The sequence below is a fragment of the Gluconobacter roseus NBRC 3990 genome, assembly GCF_006538885.1.
In the GTDB taxonomy this organism is placed as follows: domain Bacteria; phylum Pseudomonadota; class Alphaproteobacteria; order Acetobacterales; family Acetobacteraceae; genus Gluconobacter; species Gluconobacter roseus.
The window spans coordinates 126,654-144,883 of record NZ_BJLY01000003.1 but is presented as its reverse complement, the minus strand read 5'-3'; the positions used below and the strand labels follow the sequence as shown (position 1 = coordinate 144,883).

Sequence of the window (18,230 nt, the reverse complement as noted above, 5' to 3'; positions counted from 1 at the left end):
GCGTCGCCCTCAAGAAGGAGGCAGGCCCGCAGATGCAGGGTCTGACCCGGCGTTCCGATGCACCCCGCCCGGACCGTCCTTCGGACAACTCATGCTGACGGCAGGTCTCCTGGCTCGTACTCCGGTCCAGTCCCCTTCCCGGCACAGGCCAGTGGGCTCATCTCCTGGAACCGCCCGTCCACCCGTTGCGGGGCGACAGTCAGCACTTACAGTTGCGGGGGCAGCCGCAGTCTTTCACTGCGTTCCCTTTTCACCCGGCAGACCGGGCACCGTCAGGTGTCATGAAGCGCTCCAAGCGAAACAAGTCAAACATAAACGGCAGTTCGTGGCCGATTTGACACAGCGCAACTCTGCAACATGGCTTTCATTCCGTTACAATCTGCCCTTTGCCTCGGTTTTTCCGGCCCGTCAGTGTCCCTGCCATCAGACACAGGATCAGGACACGATCATGACCCCCCCCTCTGCTGCCCCAACGGTTCATCAGGACGGTGCCCTTCCGGTAAGGCGTGATGGCGGAACGGCAGGTGAGCCTGGTCTGCCCCAGCGCATCCTGTGCAAGGCCTTCCGGGTTCGGCAGTATAATGATGTCCATGCCCGGGCCGCTGATCTGCGCCTGCGTCTGCCACTGGGCCGCAAGCGCCTTCAGCGGATCGAGCGTATTCGGGAAGCCGGAGCATTATTCGTCCATGTTCCAAAGAACGGGGGAACATCGATCTGCGATCTGCTGTATGGCGGGATCATGATGCATGAGACCTGGCGCTACTATCATCATGTTGCCCCTGATCTGTCGCGCACCCTGCCCAGCTTTGCGATCTGGCGCGATCCGGTAAAGCGCTTTGTGTCCGCATGGGCCTTTGCCCGTCGTGGCGGGACATCGCGGGTCCGGATCCATCCTTCAGTCAATGCACTCTATCGCTCGTTCCACACGCTGGATCATGCGATCGACCATGTAGAATCCTGTAGGTCGGTTTACGACATGGACCATGTGTTCCGCCCGCAGGCACTTTATGTCTGTGACCGTAATGGCCGGCTTGCCGTCGATCAGCTCTTTTCGATGGACAGGATGTCGTCACTGCCCGAACTGGTGCCGGCGCTGCGGGGGAAAACCATTCCCCATCTGAACAGCAATAATCACGATGTCGTCCCCACACCCGCACAGGCAAAAAGGATTCGACAGATTTACAGCGCGGATGAAGCACTGCGTCCCGCAGACTGAGATTCCGTAACGATCTGCTCCAGAAAAATGGCGCATGTCTTGTAAATGTCACATTACTTGGGGAGTTTCCTGCCATTTCAGGCCGTTACGCCAAAGAAATGTGACTAAATTGCCATACCCCCTCCATGTCATAATGTATCACCTTACATCTGATTGAAATAGGACCGGCACTCATGCTTTTTCTCGGCTGAAAGTTCACCTGACCGAGAAAGACCGAAAATACGATGCGCCTTGCTCGCCTGCTTTCGACTTCGGCCCTGTTTGCGTTCGGTACGGTGTCGGCATTTGCCGCACCCGCAGACAGCACGGCCCCTTCCGCCAAGAAGGGCTCCACGAAAGTCGCTGCTGCCGCTCCGTCCATGATGGGCAATACGGCTCCAACAGACGAACATGAAGAACATGTCTCCGTCAGCGGACATCACACCTATTTCGACGGCGTAACGCGCCGCGATGTCGGTGGTGGTCTGATGCAGAAACAGGACTCCGCGAAGTCCGTTTCGGCCATTTCCCGCGACTACATCGAAAAGCAGGCGCCGGGTCAGGATCCGATGCAGCTGATCGCCATGCTTCCGGGTGCGAACGTTACGTCTTCCGATCCGGCAGGCCTGACGGGAAGCCATATGAGCGCCCGTGGTCTCGACCAGTCGCAGATGGGCTTCACGCTGGAAGGTTTCCCGATCAACGATATCGGTTCCTTCCAGACCTATTCCCAGGAAATCGTGGACTCCGAGAACCTGCGCAAGGTCAGCCTCGCACAGGGTTCTGCTGACCTCGACAGCCCGCATCTGAGCGCCACCGGCGGCGTGGTCGATATGTACATGATCGATCCGAAGATGAAAAAGGGCGGCGCATTCGACGTTTCCTACGGTTCCTATGCCTATACGCGCGGCTTCCTGCGTCTGGATACAGGCAAGATCGGCCAGACCAACCTGCGCGCCTATTTCTCCGGCTCCTACGCCACGGAAGATGCCGTTCATTCCGAGGCAACGAACCGCAAGCTTCATGCCGAAGCGAAATTTGTGAACGATTGGGGTGATGGCAACCGCGTCTCGCTCGCGATCGTCGGTAACCGGCTGTACAATTATTCGAACCCAAGTGTGAACCTGCCTTCATGGAACACATATGGTCTGGGTGTGAAAGACCAGTATGTAGCATCCTGTTCCACGGGCAAGACCTGTACGCGTCCGAATGGAACGACGTTCCAGAACAATAGTGGCGCCACCATCTCCAATACTGTCTATAATGGTGTTTACAAGGATTACAGCTACTACAAGCTGCATCCGAACCCCTTCACCAACATCTATGCCAGCGCCCCATCAACCTTCAAGCTGACAGACCACCTGGTTCTGACCGAAACGCCCTACTTTTGGTATGGTAACGGAAGTGGTGGCGGAAGCACTTATTCTGTGCCGACCACCTGGGGTACTACCGCAATGGGCGGTACACTGAACGGCAAGACACCGACGAGCGGAACACAGCTTTTCGAGACGGCTGTCACGACAACTTACCGGCCGGGCGCTGTTACGAAGCTGACACTGACAACCGGCGTCAACCGCCTCATGGTTGGTTACTGGTTCGAATATGCCAAGCAGATCCAGACGGAACCCGGAACGGGCATCGGCGCCGATGGCACACCATGGGATATCCTGGGGAGCGGCCCGAACTATGTCTTCAGTGACGGCACGACCTACCAGTATCGTCAGAGCCTGACTCAGACGCGTACACATACCATGTTTATCGGTGACAGTCTTTCGCTGCTGCATAACAAGCTGACTATTGATGCCGGCCTGAAATATGCGATTGTCACACGTGATGGTCACAACTTCCTGCCGAATACGTCTACAGGACCGTATGTCGGCAAGTCCTATTACGAGCCCCTGCCAACCGCTTCGATCCGTTATCAGATCAACCCGGAAATGCAGGTTTTTGTTTCGGGTTCCACGAACTTCCGTATTCCGACAAACAACTCGCTCTATGATGCTGGCAGCTTCTCCAAGGGAGTTTACAGCACTCAGGCCAACCAGAACCAGCGTCCGGAAATTTCCATTTCGGAGGAAGCTGGCTGGCGTTACACCGGTCCGACGGTCATGGCCTCGGTCACCTACTTCCACTATGACTTCACGAACCGTCTTCTCTCGCAGACCCAGTGTCTGGACAGTGCGTGCAGTGCAACTGTGCTCACCAACATCAATGCAGGTGGACAGACGACGAACGGTGTGGATGCCGAAGTCGGAACGCGTCCGATCTTCTATCATATCCGTCCTTACGCCTCGTTCGAATATGTAGATGCCCGTACGACGAGCAATCTGCAGTCCAGTTACAGGGGCCTTATCGATTACATGCCGACAAGCGGCAAGTTTGCTCCGGAAACCCCGAAATATCAGGTCGGCTTCAACCTCGATTATGATGATGGCAATCTTTTCGGTGCTTACAAGCTGAAATATGTTGCCAAGCAGTATTCCACTTTCATGAACGACCAGCATATTCCTGGTTACGTCAAGATGGACATCACAGTCGGCTATCGTTTCAAGAACCTTGGCTTCCTGCAGGCTCCGAACATCAAGTTCAACCTGACGAACATCACCAACAACCACTACCTCGGCTTCCCGACCGGTCTTCAGGTCAATGCCACAGAAAAAACCGGCATCTTCGGCAATAAGATCGGTGGCACTGCCCCGACCTATATGATCGCGGCACCCTTCTCTGCCATCGGGTCCATCAGCGCCGGTTTCTGATCCTTCAGATCCTGCTGAGCCTGAATGCCCCATGCCGGTTTCCGGCATGGGGTTTTTCATGACCGAAAAGGCTTTTGTGCAGGGCTGCCGTGCCCTTGCACTCTACCCGGCAATATGGCCATTTATGACCGCGCCAAAGATAAAAAGGATCCACGGTGGGCAGAACAAAAACGACGGGCAGAGCAACGCTGGATATTTATCTGGACGCCCTGCGGGATCACCTGTCCATCGAGTCCAAGGCCATTGAGACGGCGCTTTCCGAACTGCCCGTGTGTGAGCAGTATCCGGGATTGTGCCAGCGTATGGAGCAGGATCTGGCGATGGGCCGGAGCCATGCGCGGGAGATCACGATCCTTCTGTCCCGGCACGGGCACCCTGCCCCGGTTCCTCACGAAACGGTCTCGTCCATTCTCAGCACTGTTTCGGGGCTGCTGCATGGGGGCGAGGAGCATGACGTTCTGAAGAACGTGCTGGCGGCGAGCGGGTATCGCGCACATCAGATCACGTCGCTTCAGGTTCTGGTCGTGCTGGCGCGGCAGCTTGGCTTTGCGCAGGATGCGGCGGCACTGGAGTGTCTGAAAGACGAAGAAGCAGCTTCGGCGGAGGCGCTTGAAGAGCTGATGCCGGAAATCGTGTCGCAATACGTGGCTGCGGCCTGAGACCGGCGCACCGCTTGCAAGACATCCGGGAGGGCGTAAACTTCCCGCATGTCTTCATTCCGCTTCCTCCACGCTGCTGACATTCACCTCGACAGCCCCCTGAGAGGGCTGAGCCGTTACGAGGGACTTCCCGAGGCGGAAATCCGCGGGTCCACGCGGCGCGCGCTGGACCGGCTTGTCGAAACGGCACTCACCGAAAAAGTCGATTTCGTCGTGCTGGCCGGGGACCTGTATGACGGGACCTGGCAGGATGTCGGGACCGGGCTTTACATGGTCCGGGCGCTGAGCCGGCTGGTTCAGGCGGGCATCCGGGTGGTGACGCTTTCGGGCAATCATGATGCCCAGTCGGTCATTGCGCGCGAGCTGCCGCTGCCGGACGGAATCCATCATTTCTCTTATGACGCACCGCAGACCCTGCACTGGCCGGAACTGGGCGTGGCGCTGCATGGGCAGAGTTTCCGGGACCGGCATGTCACGCAGGACATGACGCGGAATTATCCGGCGCCGGTGGCGGGGTGTTTCAATATTGGCGTGCTGCATACGTCACTCTCGGGATACGGGGAGCACGAAACCTATGCGCCCTGCTCCGTCGAGACGCTCTCGGCCAAGGGATATGATTACTGGGCGCTGGGGCATGTCCATGCGCGTGAAATTGTCTGCGAGCATCCCTGGGTCGTGTTTCCGGGCGTGCTTCAGGGACGGCATGCGCGGGAGACCGGGGCGTGTGGCTGCGCACTTATAGATGTTGAGGACGGGTCTGTCCGGTCGGTGACGTTTGTCGATTGTGATGTGGTGCGCTGGAGCCAGCTTGAACTGGGTGTCAGTGACATGCAGACGATGGAAGCGGTTCTTGCCGCCGCGCGGCGTGAGATGGAACAGGCGCTTGCCGAAGCGCAGGGACGGACGGTTATTGCGCGGATTGTGCTGACCGGCCAGAGCGTATTGCATGACCGGTTATGTGCCTCCCATGCCTGGAAAGAAGATCTGCGGAGTATCGCGGTTTCGCTGGCGCACGGGACCGCGCAGATTGCACTGGAAAAAATCCGGAACGAGACGACCGCGCCGGTGCATCGGACGGGTGTGGCGGAGACGCGGGAGCTGGATCTGGCGCTTGAGGGACTGATGCAGGATGAAGATTTTCTGGCGTCCCTGCCCGAGGCATTTGAAGGGTTTTTCTCTGCGTTGCCGTCCTGTGTGGAGCGGGACAGTCTGATGGCGGGCGGGCAGTTTCCGCTTGAACAGGCGCGGGCAGCCTTGCGGGCTCGGCTGGTGGGGGACACGGAATAATGCGTTTCGATCGTCTCGATCTTTTCCGCTATGGCGGCTTTCAGGATGCCACGCTGACCTTTCCCAAAGGCGCACGGGATCTGCATGTCATTTACGGTCCCAACGAGGCCGGAAAATCGACGACGCTTAGCGCCATCCGGGATTTTCTGTTCGGATTTCCGCACCATATTTCAGGAGACTGGATGACGGCCGCCTCATTGCTGCGGGTTGGAGCGTGTCTGGAACAGGACGGGACGGTTTTCGAGGGTATTCGCCGGCGTGGGCGAAACCAGACATTATATGCGGCGGACGATAAGACCGCTCTGGACGATCTGCCGCTGCGGACCTGGCTGGGCGGGCTGGATGCGAAGGGCTTCGAAGCGGCCTGGGCACTGGATCATGCGCGGTTGCGCGAAGGCGGCGAGGAAATGCGTCGTCTGAAAGACGATGCGGGGCTTCAGATCCTTGCGGCCGGTCTGGGACTTGAAGGGGTCGGAAAGCTGGCATCTTCCCTTCAGGACGATGTTAATTCGGAATGGAAATATCGCTCTTCCAAATCAGGTTTGCAGCAGGCGCGCACAAAACTTACGGAGCTGCAAAAGACCCTCCGCAACGACACGACAACAGCAAAACAGTTATCAATTTCGAATAAGGAACTTTCTCAATCAGAAACAGAAAAAACTCTCTGTGAGCGCGCAATTCAGGACCTTGGCGTGCGCCGCAGAAATAATTCACGACGGAAAATGACATCTGTTCCGTTCCGGAAACTTACCGATATAGAAACGGAAATTACGCATCTTCCTGCGCGGGAATTGAGCATTCAGGACTGCGGCCGGATTGAAAAAATCCTTGAGACGCTGCGCCGGGATGAACATGCTGCATCGATCGCACGGCAAAAGATTGGTGCAACATCAGAACAAGTTAAATCGCTCGGTGAGCCACATCCAATCCTTGTGGATCATGAAAATATCCGTTCACTTCTGGCGAAAGGTGTTCTTATTGAACGTCTGGAAGCAGCGGTTGGAGAACGTCAGGCGCGCATGACGCGGGACGGGATCTGGCTGGAACAGTTCTGGGCGCGGCATGAATGTGAACCGGGTGATCTGCCCGCGCTGGTCGCGCTGGATGATCTGGATCAGCGGCTTCAGGCCCGTGTTCTGCTGCAGACGCAGGAGCAGGATCTTCGGGCGCGGCTTCGGGAGACGGAGCAGGCTCTTGATGGCCTTCATCCCGTGGTCGGTTCGGGGACGGAAGAGCATTCCGGTGCGGAACGGTTGCGTCTGTTCAGACTGGAACTGGATGAGGCGAGAAGTCTTGGACCGGTTGATGAGCGCATCGACGGTCTTGCGCAGGATGTTGCGCGGCAGGAGGACCTGACAGCTACGGCTTATGGGGCGCTGTTGCCATGGTCGGCGAAGTGCGGGGATCGCCGTGGTGAGCTGACGGCTCTTGCATTACCCGACCTCGCAGGCCTTGAAGAAGAAATCCGGCTGTGGGCAGAACTTGAAGAGCAGCGGCGCGGCGCGCTGGACGAGGAGCAGGCGGCGCAAACGGCTGCGGCGCAACTGGCGCAGCAGCGTCGGCGGCTGGAAGAAGATGGACAGGCCGTTTCCCGTGAACAGCTTCTGGCAGCGCGTCAGGAACGCGACCGTCTGTGGCAGGGCATGGAAGGCCATTTCCAATCCGGCACCTGTCCGGCTCCTGCGATGCGGGAGGCGTTTGGCGTTCTGATCCAGAATGCGGACAGTCTGGCGGACCGGCGTCATGCCCATGCCGAGCAGTCTGCACAACTGGCGGCACTGGTGCGTCAGGGTGAGGATCTTGTGCTGAGGGCTGACGAAGCCCGGCGCAGGGCTGTGCAGGCGGAGGCGGAACTGGAGCGGCGCAGGATTGCGTGGGCGGCGCTGCTGGAGACGCTGGGGGCTCCGGTGTTGCCCCCTGCGCAGCTTCAGGTCTGGATTGCGCGACGTCAGGCGGCACTGGCAGCCGAGGACGCATTGCAGGCTGCGCGGATGCAGCTTGAATCGGCAAAGGCCAGCCGGGATGAGATGAGCCGGCGCCTGGACGTCTTTATAAAGGGCTGCACGTCAGACCGGCTGGCTGTTCAGATCCGGCAGGCCGCATCCCTTCTGGAACGTGATGAGGCCGAGGCGCAGCATCATGCGGCGCAGCAGGCGGAGCGTGTCCGGCTGGAAAAGGCCCTGACGCGGGACCGGGCGATGCTGTCCGAACTGGAACGCAGTCAGGCACAGTGGGAAGAAGACTGGACGGTTGCATGTCGCGGGTGCCGTTATCCGGGCCGGGCAGAGCGGGTTGATCTGCAGGATGTGCGGGAAGCGCGCACGATCCAGGAGCGGCTTGAAAACGAGCGGAAGGAACAGGATTCCGAAGCGCGCGATATTGCAGCTTTTCGCAATGCGCTTGGGGTTTTCCTTCAGCGCTATGGACAGCGCGATGCGACGGAGCTTGAGGCTTTCCTGACGCGGGAACTCGAGCGCGAACGCGAGCGACAGGCTGTTGTGCAGCAGCGAAATGCCGTCGAGGCTGAAATTGCTCAGGCAGATGTGCAGATAGCGGCTCTTCAGGCAGAACTGATGCCGGTGCGGTCCATGCTGGGAATTGGGCCGGATGAGGATCTCCATGTCGCGCTGTCGCAGGCACGGCACAGGGCCGGGCTTTGTGAGAAGCGGGATGAACTGCGGGAGCAGATCCGGCAGGCGGGAAATGGCAGACCACTCGAGGCGTTGCTCGAAGAAGCGCGCGGGACGGATCCGGCGCAGCTTGAGCAGGAATTCGAGGCCATCGAAGCGGAGACTGCCGAGCTGAATGCCCGCAGGTCGGAAGTGGACGAGCGCCTGTTCAAGGCGCGGGCGGCTCTGGCCGAGCTGGAAACTGCACGGGGGGTGCACGAAACGGCCGAGGAAATCCAAGAGACGGAAGCGGAAATTGCCGAGCGGGCCAGCCGTTATGTCTCGCTCAGGCTCCAGCAGCTGATGCTGTCACGTCTGGTGGAGCAGGGGCGGCAGAAGGCGCATGGGCCGCTGCTGTCACGGGCCGGAGATCTGTTTTCGCGCCTGACGCTGGGACGTTATGCAGGCCTGGCGACCGAAGACGAAGGATCGGACGGGCTTGTGCTGGCGGGGAGTCGACCGGGAAACACGGCGCTCGTGCCGGTGCATGCCATGAGTGAGGGCACGCGCGATCAGCTTTATCTGGCCCTGCGTCTGGCATCGGTGGAACAGGCACTGGATCGTGGAATCCGTCTGCCTTTTCTGGCCGATGATCTATTCGTGACGTTCGACGAAGAACGAACGGCGGCTGGTCTAAAGATTCTGGCTGAGATTTCAGAGAAAACGCAGGTTCTGTTTTTTACCCACCATGGGTATATGTTAAATCAATCGAAAGAAATTGCCTGTCTTACTGAACTATAATTCTATTTATAAAAAATTTTTTACTTTTAAGACTCCCAATATTATCTGTGCAATCAAATGGCACTCAGTGACGACACAGTATGAAATACAGTGTGGCTATTTCCCTTTGAATAGATTTTTCCTATAGCCATTCATCTATCGTTGTTTCAGTCGGTTTTACTACTTAAAATGGTGTTTAACGACATTAACACTTTTCCTGACAGAGCATGGTCGTGACTGAAAGTCCCCGCGATGATCTGAATGCACAGCGTATTGTGCCGCTGGCCACCCTTGCGGTGCCACCACGCGGTATGGACCCTGTGGTTGCCCGTCTCAGCACGACCCTGTCATCGGCGATCGTGGGCATTCTGCAGCAGGGACGGGCCGTGCTCGTACTCTCCCGGCAATCACGCGGCACGCTATATCTGGATCAGCGTCAGTTCGCTGCTCTGACAGCGCCACCGGCCGTCGAACCTACAGCAGATGTCTTTCTGCTCAGCGTGACGCGGTCTGCACTGCTGCGGCACCTGCCCATGCTGTCAGGACTGCCTCCGCTGACTTTCAGTTCTGAAAAAGGTCCCGGCGCCTTCCTGCTTTCCGTTGCCGCCATGCTGGAAGCTGGTTTTCTGGAAGGCGCAATCCCCCAGACACGCCAGCGCCTTCTTCAGCATGTGACAGATCTGCTGATTACGACGGTTCTGGATTGTCTTGATCTGGAAGTCAGTGTGGCGGGACGCCGACGGCATCGGCAAAAGCATATTCGGCATTATATCGAGACGCGTCTGCATGAACACGATCTGACCCCTCAGAGCATTGCAGAAGCATCTGGAATTTCGACGCGGGCGCTTTATCAGCTTTTCGATGGAGAGGAAGGGGCCGTTGCGGGCTGGATGCTCAACCGTCGTCTGGAACGGATTCATGCGGATCTGACGAACCCGGTTCATGATGCACTGCCGATTGCACAGATTGCGCTAAACCATGGCTTCCGCAACGCCGCTCATTTTTCACGGCGGTTCCGGCAGAAATTCGGTGCATCTCCGCGTGAAGTTCGGCAGCGTTCGTCGCGGGGGAGTGTGCGGCTGAGCAGCGCAGCTCGCGGCTGACGCGCTCCTACGCTGATACTTATTAAGAAAGGCGGGGGATATTTCCCTCGCCTTTCTGTTGGAGTTCCGCTTACTCCGCAGCCGGCCCAGCCAACAGTGTCGCCAGCGAACGACCAAAGCCAGTCGGATCGGGAAGAGGCTCGCCTTCCTGCACCCGCGCCAGATCCAGAAGGACGCTGGCATAGTCCTTGATCCCTTCGCCCTTCGTCACACGCTCGGCCAGAGCCTTGATGAGCGGATGCTTCGGGTTGATCTCGAGGATCGGCGGCATGGCTGGCATGGCCTGACCGGAGCGACGCATCAGGCGCTGCATGGTCAGGTCCGGACCGCCATCGGATGTAATGACCACGGCGCTGCCCGTCAGACGGACGGTGCTGCGGACGTCCTTGACCTGATCGCCAAGCACGTCCTTAAGGGCCGGAACGAGCTTTTCGACATCGGCGGCTTCTGTCGTGTCTGCTTCTACAGACTCAAACTTTTCCAGATCACCGTGGGAGTGGGTGACGGAACGCAGGGGCTTGTCCTGATAAGAGGACAGACGCTCCGGCCAGAAACCGTCAACCGGGTCGGACAGCAGCAGGACTTCAACGCCACGTGCGCGGAAGCCTTCGAGCTGGGCCGAGGACTTCAGGGCATCGAGGCTGTCACCCGTCAGGTAATAGATGGCGTCCTGACCGTCCTTCATGCGGGAGATGTAATCGTCCAGCGTGATCAGGTCGTCACTGTAGGTGGAGTGGAAGCGGGCGAAACCGGCGATTTCCGTGCGGTGTTCGGCGTCTTCCCACAGGCCTTCCTTGATGACGGCACCGAAGTTTTCCCAGAAGGTGTTGAAACCGCTGTCAGCTTCCTTCGCGCGCTTGCTGATCTCGGTCATGACGCGCTTGGTCACAGCCTTGCGGATGCGGGCCAGAACCGGGGTGGCCTGAAGCATTTCGCGCGAGACATTAAGCGGCAGGTCTTCGGTGTCGACCACGCCCTGCACGAAGCGCATCCAGTTCGGGACGAGTTCGGCTTCGTCGGTGATAAACATCCGGCGGACATGCAGATGGATCCGGCTTTCGCGGGACTGCTCCATGAAGTCGAACGGACGAGCGCTGGGCAGGAACAGCAGGGCCGTGAATTCGGTCACACCTTCCGCGCGCCAGTGCAGCGTCGCATAGGGCTCATCGAAAGCATGCGAGATGTGCCGGTAGAACTCCGCATACTGTTCCGGCGTGATCTCGGATTTCGGCTTGCTCCACAGGGCCGTCCCTTCGTTGGCAGCCTGATCTTCCGTGGTGCCATCTTCCTTGGTTTCACGCAGGGTGATGGGCCAGGAGATATGGTCCGCCCATTTACGGATGATCGAGCGCAGACGCCAGCTGTCGAGGAAATCGTCGGCATCGTCCTTCATATGCAGGACGATGTCAGTGCCGGGCGTGGAGCGGGAGGCGGGGCTCAGCGTGAAGGCGCCCTTGCCATCCGAAGACCAGGTCCAGGCTTCATCGGAACCGGCCTTGCGGGAGGTGACGTCTACGCGGTCCGCCACCATGAAAGCCGCATAGAAGCCGACACCGAACTGGCCAATCAGGCTCGGGCGGTCTTCCGGCTTGGCGGCATTCAGCTTCTCGCCGAAGGCGCGGGTGCCGGAACGGGCAATCGTGCCGAGGTTCTGGGCCAGTTCATCATGGGTCATGCCCACGCCGTCATCGGAGATGGTCAGCTCTTTCTGGCTCTTGTCCGGATTGATGCGGATGGACGCATTTTCCGGCAGAGCCAGAGCGCTGTCGGTCAGAGCTTCGAAACGGCGCTTGTCCGTGGCATCAGCTGCGTTGGCAACAAGCTCGCGCAGAAAGATCTCACGGTCAGAATAAAGGGCATGGACCACGAGATCCAGAAGACGTCCGACTTCGGCACTGAACTCATGCTTTTCGGCGGTCTTCTGGGTGTTTGTTTCGCTCATATCATCAGTCTCCCTCAAGGAAAGTGATCTGGATATGCGATGTCACAAACAGTTTTTCAACTGCGATCAGAGGTATGAGGCCAGAGTCATGCTCTTCATGTCAGCGATAAGCGAATAGGACGCCTGAAGCTGGTTGTTGGTGTCCGTGACCTGCGTGGAAACCTGCGCGAGATCAGCGTCTTTCACCTGCCCGAGCTGGGTGGTCAAAGCAGAAGACATCTGGCTTAGCATGGAGCTCTGACTGGTCAGGCTGTTCTGCTGGACGCCGAGAAGGCCGCTCATGTCTCCCAAGCCGCTTGTGACCTCGTCCATGGAGCTCTGAAGCCCGGAAATCAGACTGGAATAGTCAGTGCTGCTGGTGGAAGACGAGCCTAGGGATGCGACAACCATGAGGTTACGCATCAGATCGCGGATGGGCGAGCTTGTGGAGGTAGAAGTAGCGCCCTGTGTGGCGACCATACCGACCGACACCGTCTCGGACTGTCCGACAATCACCTGCGTTTTCTGCTGATAGGCCTGATCGGGGGAGGTGGAGACCGAAGCGGAAAAGGGCTGCCCAGCCGTAGTATTGTTGGCCAGATCCTGTGTTGTGCTGAGGACATCGGCAGCGCTGCTTGAACCGAGCTGGCTGACGGCCTGTTTGATCTCGGTGGCCAGACTGGAAGTGCCCAGATCCGTGCTGACGGGTGCTGTTGTGCCCTGTTGCCCTGCGAAGACGTAGCTGTCGCCCTGTTTTGTATTCAGCAGATTGCCAAGGGAAGTCAGGGCGGATTGTGCAGCCGTAGCGGCCGTCGTGATACTCGAATAGGACATCGTGCTTCCGAGCGTGGACAGCGAACTCGTCAGGTCGCTGGCGATGCTCGAAATCTGCGACAGGGCGGTCTGCGTGGTGGTCAGGGTATTCTGGGCGTTCGTGACGTTACCCGTCCAGGCCGAAATCTGCGTGATCGCAGGCTGAAGTGCGAGGGCCTGTGTCCGGGATGACCCAAGACCGGCATAGCTGTCGGACAGTACGCCGGTCGAGGCCTGGAGCTGAAGGGCGCTCTGGTTCTGTGAAAGGTTCTGGACACCAAGGAGAAGCTGGCTGGAGATGCCTCCAAATCCGAAGCTGGAGATGGTTCCGGTCATGATCAGGATCCGATTGCGTTCAGCAGGGCGCTGAACATTGTCTGGACAGTCGAAACGACTTTGGCGTTGGCCGCATAGGCGTTCTGCAGGGTGACGATATTGGCCATTTCCGTATCCACGGAGACCGTAGACGTTCCGGTAAGGTTGGACGTCAGGCTGGTCTGTGTCGTCTGGGACAGGGCAAGGCCGCTGCTGGCATCACTTGCGGTGGCGGCCTGTTTTGCGGTCAGGGATGTTGCAAGGGAGATGATCCCCTGATTGCCGGTGTATCCTGTCGACAGGTTTCCTGTCATGCCGAGGCCGGTGCTTGGTGCAGCCGTCTGGGTAGTTCCGGCGGCATCGGACGTCGTTCCGAAAGCGTAGCTCAGGACATTCTGGATGGTCTGCGTGCCCGACGAACTGCTGTCGAGCAGTTTGGACGGATCATCGGAATAGACGCTGGAAACGCTCATTTCCTGAGAGAAGCCAACGCTCCCGGTCGGTGTAAGATCGGTCTGCGATGTGCCTGGAACGGTGCCGTCTGCGCCGGACGTGAAAAGGGGCATGCCCTGATCGTGCAGACGGGTGGCAACGGTTGAGGTCAGGGAGTCCAGCTGTGCCTGCATGGTGGGAAGCGTCGTGTCCCGCAGGGTGATGTTGGCACCCAGCGTTCCACCGGTCAGATGGGTGGTGACGTCCTGACCGTTCAGCGTGATCGCTGGAATTGTATTGCTGGAAGACGTGCCGGGATAGGTCGTGCTGACCGAGATCTGGGCCGAGGACGTGGAAAGTGGCCATGTGGAGGATACGGTGGCAGGACTGGCGCTGCTGGTGTCGCGTGTTGGGAGCGTGACGCCATCAGCCGTGCTGATGGTCATGTCGCCGTTTGCGGACTCTGACCAGGAGACGGACAGTTCCGAGGACAGGGACGACAGGGCCGTGTACCGCTGGTTTTCCAGTGCCGCTGTATCCTGCCCTGTGCTTTTGAGGTTCATGATCTTGGTGGACAGGGCACCGATCGTGGTGAGATCAGTGTTGATGTCCGAAACCGAGGAGACCACGGCGTTCTGCGCGGTCTGACGCTGGGTCTGGTAGGCTGAGGACAGGGTGTTGACGGACTGGGCGAAGCTGGAAGCAGCGGAAACGACAGTGCTCTGGGCCGAGGCGCTATCAGGTGTGGAGGTCAGCGAGGTCAGGGCAGACTGAAGGTTCCCCAGCTGATCGGAGAGTGTGCCACTGCTGCCGGATGTTGCCGTGGTCGAGCCCTGAAGAGCCGTGATGTTGGATAGGGAATTGCTCGTGGCGGTGTAAGCCGCCACGTCTGCATTCTGGGCGTAGAGCGCTTTCTGGACCTGCTCGTTCGTAGCCAGTGTCGTAGCGGCGGTGCGGACACCGGATCCTACATTGCCGGCCACGCTCGACTGAACATTGGCGGTTTCCTTGATGTAACCGCTTGTTCCCGCGTTGGAGACGTTGTTGGACGCAACGGCCATGGCGTTCTGAACGGCGTTCAGGCCGGATGTTGCGATCGAGAGTGCGCTGTTCAGTCCCATGGGGCAGATATCCTTTCAGTCCGGCTTACTGGATCATTGCCAGCGTGGTCTGAAGAAGCTGGTCGGCCGTGGAGACGACCTTCGTGTTCGCGCCATAGGCCTGCTGCGCCACGATCAGCTTGCTGAGATCGCCGGTCAGGTCAGTGGTGGATTCCTCGATGGACCCCGTGGTCAGGGTGCCGGCACCGTTGGTGTTGACGGCGTTGATCTGCGGGCTGCCGGACTGTGAGGTGGCGGTATAGGCCTGTCCGTTCTGGGGTGAAAGGCTGTTCGGATCAGCGAAAGTGGTCAGCGGAATTTTGGCGACAAGCTGGGAATAGCCATTGTCGAAGGTTGCCATGACCGAACCGTCCGTCTGCATGGAAATTCCGGAGAAATTGCCACTGGTGACGCTGTCGGAGACCGTTGTAACGCCAGAAGGCGTGGAACCATCCGTAGCGATACTGACGCCATTCGTATTGCCAATCGTGCCCAGACTGACAGTCATGTTCTGCGGAGAGCCCTGATATTCGAAGCTGGCAGCCGAACCCGAAGCCTGGCTTTGCCCATTGACGGACGCAATAGCACCGGTGGAGGCATCGAATTTCACGGTCGCGGTATTGTCCGCATTATTGGCATTGCTGACAGTCCAGGTCGTGGCGTCGACCTGCGTCCAGTTCAGCGACACTGTCTGAGCATTGCCCTTGCTGTCATAAGCTGTGGCCGAAGTGGTGGCACTTCCGCCGCTGGATGTTGCGCTGCTGCCGACCTGACCGGTCATGGTCAGCTTGGTGCTTTCGGTCGGCTGGAATGCGATGGTGGAGGGGACCTTGATAGGACTGAGATCGGTGCTCAGGCTGCCCGTGGAGGAATTGACGTTGTATCCCTCCAGGTAATAGCCGGACGTGTTGACCAGATAGCCGTTCTTGTCCTGCGAGAAGTCACCGTTACGGGTGTAATACTGCTGCGACCCCAGAACGGGGGTGCTGTCATTGCTCTGGCCGGTGGCCTGCACGACATTGAAAAAGCCGTTACCGGAAATGGCGAGAGCTGTGCTGTTGGTCGAGCTTGTAACCATGCCCTGATTGTCGTTGTGCTGCCGGGTTGTGGCCACAACGCTGTCACTCAGGGCCTCGCCGTCATTGGCAAGTTCGTTGTTGGTGACGTAGTCCTCGAAACTGGTGGTGCTCGCCTTGTAGCCGGTGGTCTGGCTGTTAGCGATGTTGTTGGACAGGTCAGTGAAGGCGTGGGACTGCGAATTCAGGCCGCTGACGGCGGTATGAACCGCATTGATGATCGAGGACATGGCATACTCCCGGACATGGAACAGGCTGCGGGTCGTATGCCCGAGCATCATCGGCGAGGATTCCACAGCGGATGTTAAGGAAGTCCTTACGAGGCGAAAAAGAGCGGTCCAGCCTGCATGAAAGCCGGATTCGGCTTCAGGATTCCCTGAAATACAGCCGTGAAAAACGCTTTCGGCCTCTGGTTCTCCGGGTTGTGAACAGGCAATATGTGTGAGCATGCCCCAGCCAGACGACGACCCTAAAAAGCCCAGTATTCCTGACGATTCTCCGGTCAGACCCGCCAGATTCGTGCATGGCAGCATCATGCGCCATGTCGTGACCATGGCCGGGACGGGGGCGATCGGGCTGATGGCGGTCTTTGCCGTCGATCTGCTCAATTACGGCTATATTTCCCATCTGCATGACAAGACGCTGACAGCGGCGATCGCCTTTGCGACGGCGGTCAGTTATGTGCAGGTTTCGGTTTCCATTGGCATGACGATCGGGCTCGGGGCCTGCACGGGACGTCTGATCGGGGCGCGGCAGCATGCCGAGGCGCGGCGGATGGCCTCGGCATTTCTGGTGGTCATGGTGGCGATTGCAGCCGTTCTGGGGCTGCTGACGGCGACGTTTGCAACCCCTCTGCTCGGGCTATTGGGCGCGCATGGCGAGGCGCAGCAGCATGCAGCCACATTCCTGCATATCGTCTCGCCGGCGTTGCCGTTGGTTTGTATGGGGATGGCACTTTCATCGCTTCTGCGGGCAGTCGGGGATGCCAAGCGCTCGATGCGAGTGACGCTGACGGGAGCTGTTGTTTCAGCGTGTCTGGATCCGGTCATGATTTTCGGGCTGCATCTGGGGCTTGAAGGAGCGGCGATCAGCACGGTTCTGGCGCGGCTGGCCATTACGGCGAGCGGATTTCTGAACCTTCGGGGTCACGCGATGCTGGAATGGCCGGAGCGGTCGGCGTTCGGGCCATCCACGCGGCTGATTGGCGGAATTGCGGTGCCGGCGATTGCAACCAATCTGGCGACGCCGACGGGCGCGTTGTTCGTAACGCATGCGATGGCGCGATTCGGGCTCAATGCCGTTTCGGGGCAGGCGACGATCGACCGGATCGTGCCGGTGGCGTTTTCGCTGGTCTTCGCGCTCACGGGCTCGGTAGGGCCGATCATGGCGCAGAATCTGGGCGCGCGGCAGATCCATCGCGTGCAGGAAGCGCTTCTGGCAGCGCTCAAGCTGACGGCGCTGTGTGTGGGTGCGACCTGGCTGATTCTGGCGGTGGCACACAGCTATATTATCCAGCTTTTCGAGCTTCAGGGTGTGGGCGTGGATATCGTGCGGCTGTTCTGTTGCTGGCTGGTGCTGAGTTACATGTTCGTCGGACTGCTGTTCGTGGCCAATACGGCGTTCAACAATCTGGGGCACCCGTTCTATTCCACCGGCTTCAACTGGGGCCGGGCCACACTGGGGACCATTCCGTTCGTGTGGTTCGGGTCGGCTTACGGGCCGGTCGGGATCCTCGTCGGGCAGTCACTGGGCGTGGTGCTGTTCGGCAGTCTGGCGGTGGTGACGGCGTTCCGGGTGATCCGGAAGCTGGAGCCGGGGATCATGAAGGCCTGAAGGCGTCTGGCTCTCTGAGCTGAAAAGATCATATTGCCATTCCGGACTTCAAAACCAGAGAGCCACATGGTCGGGCCAGAATACATGATGATCTGATGAAAGATTTCAGGACATTTTCTTACAGGACCGAAAATAATGAAATTGAATGAGTCCTGATCTGTTTTTCACTGCACGACAATCAGTTTGGGTTTCTGAGGGTCAGGATGACGGATCCGCCATGGATATTGCAACTCCACACGGTGCTGATGGCGTGATATCTGCTGAAACGGCACGGATGGCAGGGGGCTTCTTTCACGCAAGGAAACCTTCCCTTTCCCGCGCTCCGCTTCTTATTTCCTTGTCCCATGGAAG

11 protein-coding genes and 1 riboswitch are annotated in these 18,230 nt (G+C 58.7%); of the genes, 7 read left to right on the top strand and 4 right to left on the bottom strand.

Translation table 11 applies throughout. The annotated features are described in order from the left end of the window. Nucleotides 1-82: 82 nt before the first annotated feature. Nucleotides 83-289: riboswitch (cobalamin riboswitch) on the bottom strand. 159 nt (nucleotides 290-448) lie between these two features. The 6 genes from GRO01_RS08160 (at nucleotide 449) to GRO01_RS08135 (ending at nucleotide 10,389) form a co-directional block, all read left to right on the top strand. After that, on the top strand, nucleotides 449-1,216 hold the full coding sequence (locus tag GRO01_RS08160; protein ID WP_062511425.1) for a sulfotransferase family protein: 768 nt from the start codon (nucleotides 449-451) through the stop codon (nucleotides 1,214-1,216). 224 nt (nucleotides 1,217-1,440) lie between these two features. Continuing rightward, nucleotides 1,441-3,951 (top strand): TonB-dependent receptor, encoded by a 2,511-nt coding sequence (locus GRO01_RS08155; protein ID WP_062510812.1) that lies wholly within the window; start codon nucleotides 1,441-1,443, stop codon nucleotides 3,949-3,951. 155 nt (nucleotides 3,952-4,106) lie between these two features. Then, nucleotides 4,107-4,610, top strand: coding sequence for a DUF892 family protein (locus GRO01_RS08150; protein WP_062510809.1), 504 nt, complete (start codon nucleotides 4,107-4,109; stop codon nucleotides 4,608-4,610). Nucleotides 4,611-4,658: 48 nt separating this feature from the next. Then, nucleotides 4,659-5,897 carry a metallophosphoesterase family protein gene (locus tag GRO01_RS08145; protein ID WP_062510807.1) on the top strand — a complete coding sequence of 413 codons (1,239 nt, stop codon included), beginning with the start codon at nucleotides 4,659-4,661 and terminating at the stop codon, nucleotides 5,895-5,897. Then, nucleotides 5,897-9,307, top strand: coding sequence for a YhaN family protein (locus GRO01_RS08140; RefSeq protein WP_062510805.1), 3,411 nt, complete (start codon nucleotides 5,897-5,899; stop codon nucleotides 9,305-9,307). The genes GRO01_RS08145 and GRO01_RS08140 overlap by 1 nt, the downstream gene beginning before the upstream one ends. Before the next feature lie 212 nt (nucleotides 9,308-9,519). Next, nucleotides 9,520-10,389, top strand: a complete 870-nt coding sequence (locus GRO01_RS08135; RefSeq protein WP_174787420.1) for a helix-turn-helix domain-containing protein — start codon at nucleotides 9,520-9,522, stop codon at nucleotides 10,387-10,389. Between the two features lie 70 nt (nucleotides 10,390-10,459). On the opposite strand, the gene htpG is transcribed toward GRO01_RS08135, so the two are convergent. The 4 genes from htpG to flgE form a co-directional block, all read right to left on the bottom strand. Then, complete coding sequence (gene htpG / locus GRO01_RS08130) at nucleotides 10,460-12,331, bottom strand: molecular chaperone HtpG (protein WP_062510801.1); 1,872 nt, start codon at nucleotides 12,329-12,331, stop codon at nucleotides 10,460-10,462. 66 nt (nucleotides 12,332-12,397) lie between these two features. After that, nucleotides 12,398-13,459, bottom strand: coding sequence for a flagellin (locus GRO01_RS08125; protein WP_062510799.1), 1,062 nt, complete (start codon nucleotides 13,457-13,459; stop codon nucleotides 12,398-12,400). Between the two features lie 2 nt (nucleotides 13,460-13,461). Beyond that, entirely contained in the window at nucleotides 13,462-14,991 is a 1,530-nt protein-coding gene (gene flgK / locus GRO01_RS08120) for a flagellar hook-associated protein FlgK (RefSeq protein ID WP_062510797.1), read from the bottom strand. A 25-nt stretch (nucleotides 14,992-15,016) separates the two neighbouring features. Further along, nucleotides 15,017-16,327 carry a flagellar hook protein FlgE gene (flgE, locus tag GRO01_RS08115; RefSeq protein ID WP_231490408.1) on the bottom strand — a complete coding sequence of 437 codons (1,311 nt, stop codon included), beginning with the start codon at nucleotides 16,325-16,327 and terminating at the stop codon, nucleotides 15,017-15,019. A 253-nt stretch (nucleotides 16,328-16,580) separates the two neighbouring features. On the opposite strand from flgE, the gene GRO01_RS08110 reads away from it, so the two are divergent. Next, nucleotides 16,581-17,879: an MATE family efflux transporter gene (locus tag GRO01_RS08110; protein ID WP_371857403.1), complete on the top strand. Its 1,299-nt coding sequence runs from the start codon at nucleotides 16,581-16,583 to the stop codon at nucleotides 17,877-17,879. Nucleotides 17,880-18,230 lie beyond the last annotated feature (351 nt).